This is a genomic window from Sinomonas sp. P47F7 (genome assembly GCF_049332655.1).
Lineage (GTDB): Bacteria > Actinomycetota > Actinomycetes > Actinomycetales > Micrococcaceae > Sinomonas.
Window position 1 is genome coordinate 3161704 of record NZ_CP186327.1, and the last position, 12467, is coordinate 3174170.

A 12467-nucleotide genomic window follows, 5' to 3' on the forward strand; every position below is an offset into this window, starting at 1 on the left:
TTGCGTTGCGGGGTCCCGTCCCCTGGCTAGGCTCCCGGGGTCGCTGCGGCCGCCGCCTTCGCCGCCGCCGGGAGCGCGTCGTAGATGCGCTGCATCGCGGCGTCGTCATGAGCGGCAGAGAGGAACCACGCCTCGAAGACGCTCGGCGGGAGGTAGACGCCCGAGTCGAGCATCGAGTGGAAGAAGGGCCCGTAGCGGAACGCCTCCTGGGCCTGCGCGTCAGCGTAGTTGTGCACGCCCCGTTCCGACGTGCCGAACGCGACCGAGAAGAGGTTGCCGGCGCGCTGAATCGAGTGGTCCACGCCCTCGGCCGCGAGGGTGTCAGAGAGGGCCTCGGAGAGCTCGGCGGAGCGCGCGTCCAGATGGGCGTAGACGCCGGCGGTCGCGAGCGAGAGGGTCGCGACGCCCGCCGCCATCGCCACGGGATTCCCCGAGAGCGTCCCGGCCTGGTACACGGGGCCGAGCGGAGCGAGGTAGTCCATGACGTCGGCGCGGCCACCCAGCGCGGCGACGGGCATGCCGCCGCCAATGACCTTGCCGAACGTGAACAGATCCGGCGCCCAGCCCTCGGCCTGACCCGTGAGGCCCCAGTACCCGGCGGGGCCGACGCGGAAGCCCGTGAGCACCTCGTCGACGATGAAGAGCGCGCCGTGCTCTGCGGTGAGGCGGCGCAGGCCCGCGTTGAAGCCCTCGGCCGGCGCCACGACGCCCATGTTGGCCGGCGCGGACTCCGTGATGACCGCCGCAATCCGCGGACCGTGCTCGGCGAACGCGGCCTCGACGGCCCCGAGGTCGTTATACGGAAGCACGAGCGTCTCGGCGGCCGTGGCCGCGGTAACGCCCGCTGAGCCCGGCAGCGCGAGCGTCGCGACGCCCGAACCCGCCGACGCGAGCAGCCCGTCGACGTGGCCGTGGTAGCAGCCCGCGAACTTGACCACGAGGTCGCGGCCCGTAAAGCCGCGCGCGAGCCGGATCGCGGTCATGGTCGCCTCGGTCCCAGTCGAGACCATGCGCACGCGCTCGACGGCGGGAACGCGCGCCGTCACGAGCTCGGCGAGCGCGGCCTCGTCCGGCGTCGACGCACCGAAGGAAAGGCCGCGGTCGACGGCGGCATGCACGGCGGCGAGAACCTCCGGGACGGCGTGGCCCAGGAGGGCGGGACCCCACGAGCACACGAGATCCACATACTCGCGCCCGTCCGCGTCGGTCACGTACGGGCCCTTGGCCGAGACGATGAAGCGCGGCGTCCCGCCGACGGACCCAAAGGCCCGAACCGGCGAGTTCACTCCCCCGGGCATGAGCGAGCGGGCGCGGGCGTAGAGGTCCTCGGAGGTGGTCATGGCTCTTATTCTTCCATCCGGAGCGCGGCGCTTCTGATCCCAGGCCGAGCGCTCGCGCGCAGGGTCCCAACGATCGCACGGAGGGCACGCTTGAGTTCCTCGTCGCTCACGCCGCCATAGCCCACGACAATCCCGCTGGGCCCGCTGCTGCGCGCGTAGGAGCTCAAGAGGTTGAGCTCGAAGCCGGCCGCCCGGGCTGCGTCGCGGACGCGGACCGCAGTGGCCTGCGGCATGAGCCAGCACGAGTACATCCCCGCGAGCGGGCCGGCGAGCGTCGCGTACGGCGCGAGCGCCGCGGCAACTCGGGGCGCGCGCTCCGCGTACACGCGCCTCGCGGCCCGGACTGTCTTGTCGACCCAGCCGTCTCGCAGGAGCGTGAGCAGCGCCCGCTGCGACGGCCAGGCCGCGCCCGCGTGGGTGACCTCCCGCCGTCGGACGATGTCCTCGAGCACTCCCGGCGGCGGGACGAGCCAGCCGAGCCGCAGGGTCGGGATGACAGACTTCGCTGCCGTGCCGATGTACGCGACCCGCTCTCGGTCGAGGCTCGCGAGCGCGGGGACGGGCGCGACGTCGTACCTGAACTCGGAGTCGTAGTCGTCCTCGACGACGATCGCGCCCGCAGCCCGCGCGGCCGCGAGGAGCGAGAGCCGGCCCGAGGCCGGCATCACGAGGCCGAGCGGGTGCTGGTGGGCCGGGGTGACGTACGCGGCGACGGTCCCTCGGAGAGAGGTCACGGGCTCCCCCGCCGGGAGGTCGACGACGGCGCGGCCGAACGAGCGCACAGTCTCGACAGCAGCGCGATAGCCGGGGTCCTCGATGGCCACCGGCCCTGGCGGAAGCTCCGGGAGCAGCTGGCGGAGGGCGTCGGTGGTGCCTGCGGTCACGATGATGGAGTCGGGATCGACGGTGAGTCCGCGCGTCCGCGCGAGGCGCTCGGCGAGCGCGGCGCGGAGCTCTGGCAGTCCCCTCGGGTCGTCGTAGCCACGCGGCGGTGCGGCCGTGGAGACCTCGCGCCACGCGCGCCGCCACCCGGCGACACCGCGCGGGTCCACCCACGGCGTCCCGGCGTCGAGGCGGACCAGGACCGGCGTCTCCGGCGTGGGGATCGGCCGCGCTTCGACGGGCCGCGGGGTCGAGCCTGGCGGCGACGCGACGAACGTCCCCGAGCCGCGCCGGGACTCGACCCACGCCTCGGCCACAAGCTGCTCGTAGGCGAGCTCGGTCACGGTCCGGGAAACGCCGAGGTCAGCGGCGAGGGCCCGACTCGACGGCAACCGGCTCCCGCGGGCCAGCGTCCCAGCGAGGATGAGCTCGCGGATCTGGGCCGAGAGCTGGGCCGGAAGCGGCGAACGGCTCGCGCGATCAAGCTGCAGGGGAAGGGCCGGCAAGTGAAGTGTCCTGTCATTCCTGATCAATATTGGCCCGTGTGCAGGGGCCACTTGGCCTCGATGATAGCGGTATGGACACGCTCTCGCCGACGCCCCGCACCACCGTCAACCGCGGAAAGAACCGCGCCGTCGCGGACCGCGCCGAGCTGCACGCAGTCCTGGCCGACGCGCTCCTCGCGCATCTCGGAGTCATCGCGGGCGCCCACCCGGCCGTGCTGCCCACGGCCTTCGGCGTGGACTTGGACGGCCCTGACGCGGGAGGAAGTCTCTATCTCCATGGCTCGGTCGCGGCCGGCTGGCTCAACAAGGCCCTCGAGCACGACGTGTGCGTCACGATCACCGAGCTCGACGGACTCGTGGCCGGGCGCAGCGCGTTCCACCACTCGATGAACTACCGCAGCGCCGTGGTGATCGGCCGGGCCCGCCGGGTCGAGGATGCCACCGAGCGGGAACGGGCCCTCGCGACGATCGTCGACCACATGATCCCCGGCCGCTGGGACACCCTCCGTCCGAGCACGCGCAAGGAGCTCGCCGCGACGGCCGTCCTCGCGGTGCCCCTCGCCGAGGCGTCGCTCAAGGTGCGCGCGGGCGGGCCCGGAGACGAGCCGGAGGACATCGACGCCGGCACCTGGGGAGGCCACATTCCACTCCGCCGCGTGGCCGGGGCGCCGGTCCCCGACCCCGACTCGGAGGGCAAGCCCGCACCCGCCGACGTCGCCCGCCGGGCGGCGGCCCTCGGCGCCGAAGCAGCCGACCTCGGCGCGGGCGCGGTCCTGTCCGGTTGATAGTTTCCCACCGGTTCCGGAGGCGGCGCGCCCAGCCGGGACACCGCAAGGTACCCACGAGAAACGGACACGAACTCGAGCTCGGCGAAATGCGGGGCTCGGAGCGCGTTACGCGAGCATGTCCGCGACGAGCGGCGCCACCTTCGTGCCGAGGAGCTCGATGCTCTGCATCATGGCGCCGTGCGGGAGCGTTCCGCTCGAGTATTTGAGGTCAAAACGCTCCGTGCCGAGCACCTTGTGCGTGTCCGCGATCTTCCGGGCGACCGTTTCGGGCGAGCCGACGTAGAGCGCGCCGGCCCTCGACGCCTGGGCGTTGAACTCGGTCCGGCTTCCGGGCCCCCATCCGCGCTCGGCGCCGATCCGGTTCCGCATCGCGAGCCAGTGCGGGAAGAGCTCTTCGCGGGCCTGCTCGTCCGTCTCGGCGACGTGCCCCGGCGAGTGGGTGGCGAGCTGGGTGTACGGCTTGCCGAACTTCTCGAGCGAGCGCTTGTAGAGGTCGATGAACGGCGCGAAGCGTGCAGGCTCGCCGCCGATGATCGCGAAGCTCACCGGATAGCCATAGTGCGCCGCGCGCACGACCGACTGTGGGGTCCCGCCCACGCCGATCCAGGTGTCGAGCAGACCGTCCTCGAGATGGGGGTACGCCGTGAGACCCCGGATCGGCCCGCGCGTGCGGCCCTCCCAGTTCACGGGCTTCTGCGAGCGCACGCGGTCGAAGAGCTCGAGCTTCTCCTCGAACAGGATCTCGTAGTCCTCGAGGTCGAGGCCGAACAGAGGGAACGACTCGATGAACGAACCGCGCCCCAGGATGACCTCGGCTCGGCCGTTCGAGACCGCATCGAGCGTCGAGAACCGCTGGAAGACCCGCACCGGGTCGTCGGAGGAGAGGACGGTCACAGCTGAGGCGAGTCGGATGGCCGAGGTCTGCGCTGCGACGGCCGCGAGCAGGACCTCGGGCGTGGAGACCGCGAAGTCCTTGCGATGGTGCTCGCCTACGCCGAAGGCGTGCAGCCCGACGTCGTCGGCGAGCTTGCCCTCCTCCACGACCTCGCGGATCACCTGCGCGTGGGGCTTGGGCTCGCCATCGGGGCCGAGGCCCACGTCGCCGAAGGTGTTGACGCCGAGAAGGACGGGAGACTCAGTTTCGCTGGTTCCATGCATATGCATTGAAACCCCCTCCCGTGCCCAATCATTCCCGCGGCCGAATCATTGCCGCGGCCCGATCATTCCCGTGCCGCGCGCGTGGCCTAACCCTCGCGCAGCCACCTTGCGATCTCGGGCGCCCAGTACGTCAGGACGACGTTCGCCCCGGCGCGGCGGATGCCGAGCACGGACTCGAGGATCGCGGCCTTGCGGTCGATCCATCCGTTCGAGGCGGCCGCCTCGATCATCGCGTATTCGCCGGAGATCTGGTAGGCCGCGACGGGCACCGTGCTCATGGCCGCGATGTCCGCGACGATGTCGAGGTAGCTCATGGCCGGCTTGACCATGACCATGTCCGCGCCCTCTTCAAGGTCGAGCTGGACCTCGAGGATGGCCTCGCGCCGGTTCGCCGCATCCATCTGGTAGGTGCGGCGATCGCCCTTGAGCTGGGAATCGACGGCCTCGCGGAACGGCCCGTAGAAAGCGGACGCGTACTTCGCCGCGTACGCGAGCACGGAGACGTCCTGATGCCCCGCGGCGTCGAGCGCCTGCCGGATGACGGCGACCTGGCCGTCCATCATGCCGCTCGGGCCGAGCACGTGCGCTCCGGCTGCCGCCTGGGCGATCGCCATCTGCGCATAGATCTCGAGCGTCGCGTCGTTGTCCACGCGGCCCTCGGCGTCGAGCACTCCGCAATGGCCATGGTCCGTGAACTCGTCGAGGCACACGTCGCTCATGACGACGAGCGAGTCCCCCACCTCGGCGCGCACGTCGCGGATCGCGGCGTTGAGCACGCCGTCCGGATCGAGGGAGGCCGAGCCGACGGCGTCGCGCATCGCGGGGACGCCGAACAGCATGATCCCGCCGAGGCCCAGCTCGGCGGCCTCGACCGCGGCCCGCTTGAGCGACTCGGTGCTGTGCTGGACCACGCCGGGCATGGACTGGAGCGGCGCCGGCTCGCTGAGCCCCTCGCGGATGAACGCGGGAAGGATGAGCTCGGCCGGGTGCAGCCGCGTCTCGGCGACGAGGCGGCGCAGGGCCGGGGTCTGGCGGAGGCGCCGCGGGCGGTGGTGGGGGAAGCTCATGGGGTCGTGTCCTTCCAAGGTCCAGCTGCAGAAAGTGCTTGGGCCACCGCGTCGACGATCCCCGCGGGCGTGGGGGTCGCCGCGGTCGCGCCGACGGCGAGGCCGAGTGCGCGCAGCTCCGCGGCGGTCGGCTGCCCGATCGCGATGAGCCGCGTCGATTCGAGCGGGCCGAGGGCCGCATGGATGCGGCGCGCCGCGCTCGGCGATGCGGCCACGATCGCATCGATCCGCCCCGCGGCGAGCTCGCCGTTCGCCTCCGCCGGGGAAAGTACGACGGCGGAACTTGGCTCAGTGGGAAGGCCGGGCTCAGCGACGGGGCCGGGCTCAGCGACGGGGCCGGGCTCAGCGACGGGGCCGGGCTCAGCGGCCAGGCCGGCCTCAGTGGCAGGGCCGGCCTGAGCACTGAGAGCGAGCCCCGCAGTAAGCCGCTCGCGAGGGTCGGCTGGATAGTCGACCGTGCGGTAGGCGGTCACGGCGTCCACGTCCCAGCCGAGCGCGTCGAGCCCGCTCGCGAGCGTCGGGCCCGCGAGGTCGCTCTGCGGGAGGAGGATCCGCACCATCCCGGCGCCGTCCGCCCCTGCCGCCCCGCCGTCGTCGGCCGCGGACCACAGCGCGACGAGCCCCTCGGCGGACTGCCTCGCCTCGGGCGCGAGGTCCACGCGGAGCCCCTCGGCCTCGAGCACGGCCCGCGAGCTGGGCCCGATGGTCGCGATCCGCACGCCGGGCGGGATCACCTCGCCGAGCAGGACGCTGCGCTCGGCCGCGAACTGCTTGAGCGCGCGCACGGTCGTGATGCTGCTGACCACGAGCCACGCGTACTCCCCCGCCGCGAGCCGGTCGAGGGCCGCGGCGAGCGCCGCCTGGTCGGCAGCGCGTTCGAAGTCGATGAGCGGCAGGAGCAGCGGCTCGGCGCCGGCCTCCGCGAGGGCGGCGGCCATCGCGCCGGCACGGTCGGGGCTGCGGGTCAGGAGCACCCGCCGGCCCTCAAGCGGCAGGCGCGGTTCCTCGGCAGGGTTCCCGACCGCGCCCATCACGCGTCGTAGCCCTCCCCGGAGCCGAGGTCAGCGAAGTCCCCGGCCCCCTGGGCGAGCAGCTCCTCGGCGAGCTCGATGCCGAGCAGGTGCGCCCCGACCTCGGTGAGGCCGTCCGTCGCGCGCTCGACGCGGAGGCTCTTCGCCCCATCCACCGAGCACACGACCGCCGTGAGGTACAGCAGGCTGCCCTTGCGCCGCGCGTAGGCGCCGACCGGCGCCGCACACCCGGCTTCGAGCCGCGCGAGGAGCGCACGCTCGGCACCGACGGCGAGGCGCGTGTCGGCGTCGTCGATCGCGGCGAGCGCCTGGGCGAGCACGCCCTGCACGGCGCCCGCGACGGGTACGCCGTTCTCGCGCAGTGGGGCGTCCTCGGCGCGGCATTCGACGGCAAGGGCGCCCTGACCGGGCGCAGGAAGCATGACCTCGGGCTCGAAGTACTCGCTCACGACGTCGGTGCGCCCCAAGCGCCCGAGCCCCGCCGCGGCGAGGACAACCGCGTCAAGCGGAACGACACCATCGCCGGGTGCGTCCGGCGGGTTTCCCGGGAGGCCGGGCACGCGGCCAAGCCGCGTGTCGACGTTGCCGCGGATGTCCACGACGTCGAGGTCGGGACGCGCGGCGCGAAGCTGCGCGGCCCGGCGCGGCGAGCCCGTGCCCACCTTCGCCCCCGGGGGCAGCTGGGCGAGCGTGAGCCCGTCCCGCGCGCACAGCACGTCTCGCACGTCGGCGCGCTGCGGGATCGCGCCGAGAGCGAGGCCCGGGGTTCCCGCCGTCGGGAGGTCCTTGAGCGAATGGATGGCCAGGTCGCAGCGGTCCGCGAGGAGCGCCTCGCGGAGGGCCGCGACGAACACGCCCGTCCCGCCGAGCTGCGCGAGCGAACCGGTTCGCACATCGCCCTCGGTCTTGATCCGCACGAGCTCGGTCTCGAAGCCGCCCACGGCGGAGAGCAGCTCGGCGGTCTGTCGGGTCTGGGTCAGGGCCAGCGCGCTGCCGCGCGTGCCGATGCGCACCGACACGTCAGGACTCGCGCTCGGTCGGGGCTGCCGCGGATTCCGCAGCGGGGTACGAGTCGTGGCCCGAGCCCAGCACCGTTCCGGCCGCGGTGCCCGTCGCGGCTTCCGCCTCAGCAATGACCGGCTTCGCCCCGCGGAAGTTCTCGCAGCAGCCGGGACGGCACACGTCGTACCACGGCCCGAGGCCGGTCACGTGCGGGCGCTCGGCGACGTTCCGCTCCGTGGTCCGCTCGCGGATCAGGTCCACGAGGCCCGCAACGAACTCGCGATGCACGCCAGGGGTGGGGACGCGCACGGCCTCGATGCCGAGCCCACGGCACGTCTCGAGCGCCTCGGTGTCGAGGTCCCAGGCGACCTCCATGTGGTCGCTCACAAAGCCGAGCGGCACGATGACAGCGCCCTTGACGCCCTCTCCCGCGATCGCCTCGAGCCGGTCGTTGATGTCCGGCTCGAGCCACGGGATGTGCGGCGCGCCGGAGCGGGACTGGTACACGAGGTCCCATGCGACGTCCGGGGCCACAGCGGCCATGATCGCGCGGGCGTTCGCGAGGTGCTGGGCCACGTACGCCGAGCCGCCCTCGAACTCGCGCGGCTCACCCTCGGAGCGCCCCGCGGCCACGGCGTCGCGGGTCGGAATCGAGTGGGTCGCGAAGAGCACGCGGATCTCGCCGTCGCGCGCGCCGTCTGCCGCGCCGAGGGCCGCGCGCACCTGGGCGAGCCCCGCCGTCGTGCCTTCGACGAACGGCGAGACGAAGCCCGGGTGGTCGAAGTACTGGCGCACCTTGTCGACTTCGAGGCGGCCCGCGAGGCCAGTCTCGGTGAGTGCGAGGCCGATGTCCTCGCGGTACTGGCGGCAGCTCGAGTAGCACGAGTAGACGCTCGTCGTGACCATGAGGACGCGGCGGTGGCCGTCGTCGTAGATGCGCTGGAGCGTCTCGGGGATGTACGGATCCCAGTTGCGGTTGCCCCAGTACACGGGCAGGCCGATGCCGCGCACGGCGAGCTCGGCCTCGAGGGCCGCCTTGAGCGTGCGGTTCTGCGCGTTGATGGGGCTCACGCCGCCGAACGCCCGGTAGTGGTGGCTGACCTCCTCGAGGCGCTCGTCCGGGATGCCGCGCCCGCGCGTCACGTTGCGGAGGAACGGAATGACGTCGTCCTGGCCCTCGGGCCCGCCGAAGGACGCGAGGAGCACGGCGTCGTATGCCTTGGGCTCCAGGCGGCCAGCCTCGGTCAGGGGATTGACGGCCGTGCTCACGCTCAGGCCCTCGGGGAGGACCGCCGTCACGCGAGCACCTCGGCGACCTCGGCCGCGGAGATGCGTCGGCCCGTGTGGAACGGGATCTCCTCGCGCACGTGGTTGCGCGCGTCGGTGTAGCGGAGGTGGCGCATCATGTCGACGAGGTCAACGAGCTCGGGGGCCTCGAGGGCGAGGATCCACTCCCAGTCGCCGAGCGCGAACGCGGACACGGTGTTGGAGATGACCTGCGGGAAGTCGCGGCCCAGCACGCCGTGGTCGCGCAGCATGCGCGCGCGCTCGTCGGCGGGGAGCAGGTACCACTCGTAGGAGCGGACGAACGGGTAGACGGTGAGCCACGTGCTCGGCTCGACGCCGCGGGAGAACGCGGGCGTGTGGCTCTTCGCGAACTCGGCCTCGCGGTGCACGCCCATGGCGCTCCACGTCTGCTCGGTGCCGGCGAAGAGTTCGCTGCGGCGGATGTCGCGGACGGCCAGCTGGAGTTCCTCGGCCTGCGGGCCGTGGACCCACACCATGACGTCGGCGCCGGCGCGCATCCCCGAGACGTCATAGAGGCCGCGGACGGTGACGCCCTTCTGGCCGAGACGCGCCACGAGGGCCTCGAAGTCGGAGACGGCGCTGGCGGCCGGGGCGGCGCTGCCCGGAACACGGCCGAAGACGCTCCAGAGGGTGAAGAACTGCTGCGTGGGGGCCTCGGCGGCCTCGCCGCCCTCCGTCACCGTTTTGGTGACAGATTCGTCAAAAGTGTGGCTCATGGCTCCAGTGTGCTCCTTCGTTCACGGCAAAATCGAATTCAAATCTTCTACACGACGTAGAAGTGACGAAGATCACGTCATGCGGGCGGAGAGCTCGCGCGCCTGGGCCCTCGCATCGGGCACCACGGACTCGAGCCCGTTGCCGGCGGCCCATCCGCCCACCACCGCGAGTCCCGGCTGCAGCGCGACGAGGCGGCGGATCTCCGCCACGCGCTCGCGGTGGCCCACGGTCGCGAACGGGAGCGCGCCCTCCCACCGCACCACGTCCCAGCCGAGCACGTCGTCGGGGCCGATCGGCACCGTGAGCAGTGCGGACGCGTCGGCGAGTGCGGCGCGGAACAGCTCGTCGTCGGTCTCGGGCTCGCGCACGAGCGCTGCCGTCGCGGAATCCTGGGCCCGCCCGTAGGAGAGCCGCAGCACGTGGGTCCCCGGCCCGGCCTCGTCAGCGAGCCACCCCCACTTCGCGGTCGCGTGCGTGAGGGCCTTGGCCCGGATTCCCGGCGCCTGCGGGGCCACGAGCACGCCGGTGCCGCGCGGGCGCGCATCGAGCTCGGGCTTGTCGAGCACGAGGGTCACGAGCTTGACCTCGGGCCCCGGCACGGGCTCACGGCCGGCGAGCTCGGGGACGGCGTCGGAGAGGAGTTCGACGGCGGCCGGCCCGCCGAGGGCGACGACGACGAGCTCCGCCTCGAGCGATCCGCTCGCGCTGCCGTCGCTCGCCTCGGTCCCGATGCGCCACCCTCGCTCGAGGCGATCCAGGCGCTCGGCGCGCTGACCGCTCACGAGAGCGGCGCCGTCGTCCGCGAGCCGCGCAACGAGCGCCGTGACGAGCCGATTCATCCCGCCCCGCAGGCCGCCGACGGCGGAGCCCGCCTTCGCGCCGCGGGCCGCGCCCGAACGGGCCCGCTGGGCCGCGACCGCGCGCCCGAGCGAGCCGTGCTCGGTCATGAGCGCACGCAGGCCGGGGGCGACCATGTCGATGTCGAGCAGCGCCGGGTCGGCAGAGTGGATTCCGCCCACCACGGGAGTGACGAGGCGCCCGAGGACGCGCCTCCCCATCCGCGCCCGCACCACGTCGGCGACGCTCGCCTCGGCGCGCGGCGCCGGCACCGGAAGGAAGAGATCGAACGACGCGCGGACCGCGCCCCACAGCCCCAAGACCGAGCGGACCTCGGGATCCCACGGATTCGACGGGATGCCCAGCACGCCCGCCTTCGGAAGCTCCTCCGCGCCGCCGGGCAGCTGGACCCACGCGCCGGACGGGTGCGGCGCGACGACGTCCCCGCCGAGCCCGAGCTCCTCGAGCAGCCCCCGCACGGCGTCGGTGCGCGTCGCGAACGACTCGGCACCACTGTCGAGCGCAAGCCCCGCAACCTCGTGCACGCCGAGGCATCCGCCCCAGCGGTCGCTCGCCTCGAGAACCGTCACGTCGAGGCCCGCGCGGCGCAGCTCGAGCGCGGCACACAGCCCGGAGATCCCCCCGCCGACGACGACGGCTCGCGGCGGTGCGCCCTGGGAACCGTCTGCTCGTGGTGCTGCGCCCATTCCCCCGGCCTAGATCGAGTGGACGAGCTCGACGAGCCGCGTGAGCACGCCCGGATCCGTCTCCGGCGGGACTCCGTGGCCGAGGTTGATCACGTGCCCCGGCGCGGACGCGCCGTGGCGGACCACGTCGCGGACGTGGGACTCGAGGACGTTCCACGGGGCAGCGAGGAGGGCCGGGTCGATGTTGCCCTGCAGCACCACGCGGCCGCCGAGCCGGCGGTTGGCCTCCTGGATGGGGAGCCGGTAGTCGACGCCGATCGCGTCAACCCCGACCTCGTACATCGCGCCGAGGAGCTCGGACGTGCCGGTGCCGAAGTGGACCAGCGGCGCCCCGAGGTCGCGGACGTGGTCGAGCGCGCGGGACGAATAGGGCGCGGCGCTGCGGCGGTAGTCCTCGAGGCCGAGGGACCCGGCCCAGGAATCGAAGAGCTGTCCGGCCGACGCGCCGGCCTCGATCTGGGCCCGCAGGAAGCGGCCCGACGCGTCCGCCGTCCACTCCATGAGCGCCTGCCACGTCGAGGGATCCCCGTGCAGCATCGTGCGGGGGCCGAGGTGGTCGCGCGACGGGCGGCCCTCGACCATGTAGGCGGCAACGGTGAACGGCGCGCCCGCGAAGCCGATGAGCGGAGTGGTGCCGAGCTCGTTGACGGTGAGGCGCACAGCCTCGCGGATCGGCTCGAACATCGAGTCCTCGATCCGGGGCAGCGCGGCGACGTCCTCGGCCGTGCGGATCGGGCGGTCGAGCACGGGCCCCACGCCGGACACGATCTCGACGCCGACGCCCGCGAGCTTGAGCGGAATCACGATGTCGGAGAAGAAGATTCCCGCGTCCACCCCGTGCCGGCGAACGGGCTGAACCGTGATCTCGGCCGCGAGTTCGGGCTTGAGGCAGGCCTCGAGCATGCCCACACCCTCGCGCGCCTTGCGGTATTCGGGGAGCGAGCGGCCGGCCTGGCGCATGAACCAGATCGGATGCTGGCTCGGTCGCGCGCCGCGGTACGCCGCAATGAGCGGAGACTGTGCCGTCCGGCCGTCCTTGAGGGGGTGGTCAGGGCTGAGAGTCATACGGCGATTCTCTCAGAGGGGGCAAGGGTCGATGCTGACAGGCTGTCACATAGCCAAGA

At 72.9% G+C, this 12467-nt stretch carries 11 protein-coding genes; 1 reads left to right on the forward strand and 10 read right to left on the reverse strand.

Annotated features, from left to right (window positions below; translation table 11 throughout):
* Positions 1-26 precede the first annotated feature (26 nt).
* Positions 27-1340: a glutamate-1-semialdehyde 2,1-aminomutase gene (gene hemL, locus ACOKR1_RS14680; RefSeq protein ID WP_422933735.1), complete on the reverse strand. Its 1314-nt coding sequence runs from the start codon at positions 1338-1340 to the stop codon at positions 27-29.
* 5 nt (positions 1341-1345) lie between these two features.
* Positions 1346-2728, reverse strand: coding sequence for a PLP-dependent aminotransferase family protein (locus ACOKR1_RS14685; protein WP_422933736.1), 1383 nt, complete (start codon positions 2726-2728; stop codon positions 1346-1348).
* 71 nt (positions 2729-2799) lie between these two features.
* Between ACOKR1_RS14685 and ACOKR1_RS14690 the strand changes: the two genes are divergently transcribed.
* Complete coding sequence (locus ACOKR1_RS14690) at positions 2800-3513, forward strand: pyridoxamine 5'-phosphate oxidase family protein (RefSeq protein ID WP_422933737.1); 714 nt, start codon at positions 2800-2802, stop codon at positions 3511-3513.
* Between the two features lie 108 nt (positions 3514-3621).
* On the opposite strand, the gene ACOKR1_RS14695 is transcribed toward ACOKR1_RS14690, so the two are convergent.
* The 8 genes from ACOKR1_RS14695 to hemE form a co-directional block, all read right to left on the reverse strand.
* On the reverse strand, positions 3622-4680 hold the full coding sequence (locus ACOKR1_RS14695) for an LLM class flavin-dependent oxidoreductase (RefSeq protein WP_422933738.1): 1059 nt from the start codon (positions 4678-4680) through the stop codon (positions 3622-3624).
* 80 nt (positions 4681-4760) lie between these two features.
* Positions 4761-5741: a porphobilinogen synthase gene (hemB, locus tag ACOKR1_RS14700; protein WP_422933739.1), complete on the reverse strand. Its 981-nt coding sequence runs from the start codon at positions 5739-5741 to the stop codon at positions 4761-4763.
* Positions 5738-6772 (reverse strand): uroporphyrinogen-III synthase, encoded by a 1035-nt coding sequence (locus ACOKR1_RS14705; RefSeq protein ID WP_422936655.1) that lies wholly within the window; start codon positions 6770-6772, stop codon positions 5738-5740. The genes hemB and ACOKR1_RS14705 overlap by 4 nt, the downstream gene beginning before the upstream one ends.
* Positions 6772-7791 (reverse strand): hydroxymethylbilane synthase, encoded by a 1020-nt coding sequence (hemC, locus tag ACOKR1_RS14710; protein ID WP_422933740.1) that lies wholly within the window; start codon positions 7789-7791, stop codon positions 6772-6774. The genes ACOKR1_RS14705 and hemC overlap by 1 nt, the downstream gene beginning before the upstream one ends.
* A gap of 1 nt (position 7792) precedes the next feature.
* Complete coding sequence (locus ACOKR1_RS14715) at positions 7793-9073, reverse strand: ferrochelatase (protein ID WP_422933741.1); 1281 nt, start codon at positions 9071-9073, stop codon at positions 7793-7795.
* Positions 9070-9798: a hydrogen peroxide-dependent heme synthase gene (hemQ, locus tag ACOKR1_RS14720; RefSeq protein WP_422933742.1), complete on the reverse strand. Its 729-nt coding sequence runs from the start codon at positions 9796-9798 to the stop codon at positions 9070-9072. The genes ACOKR1_RS14715 and hemQ overlap by 4 nt, the downstream gene beginning before the upstream one ends.
* Positions 9799-9870: 72 nt before the next feature.
* The gene (hemG, locus tag ACOKR1_RS14725; RefSeq protein WP_422933743.1) at positions 9871-11343 is read right to left on the reverse strand and encodes a protoporphyrinogen oxidase; all 1473 of its coding nucleotides are present in this window, start codon (positions 11341-11343) and stop codon (positions 9871-9873) included.
* A gap of 9 nt (positions 11344-11352) precedes the next feature.
* Complete coding sequence (gene hemE / locus ACOKR1_RS14730; protein ID WP_422933744.1) at positions 11353-12408, reverse strand: uroporphyrinogen decarboxylase; 1056 nt, start codon at positions 12406-12408, stop codon at positions 11353-11355.
* Positions 12409-12467 lie beyond the last annotated feature (59 nt).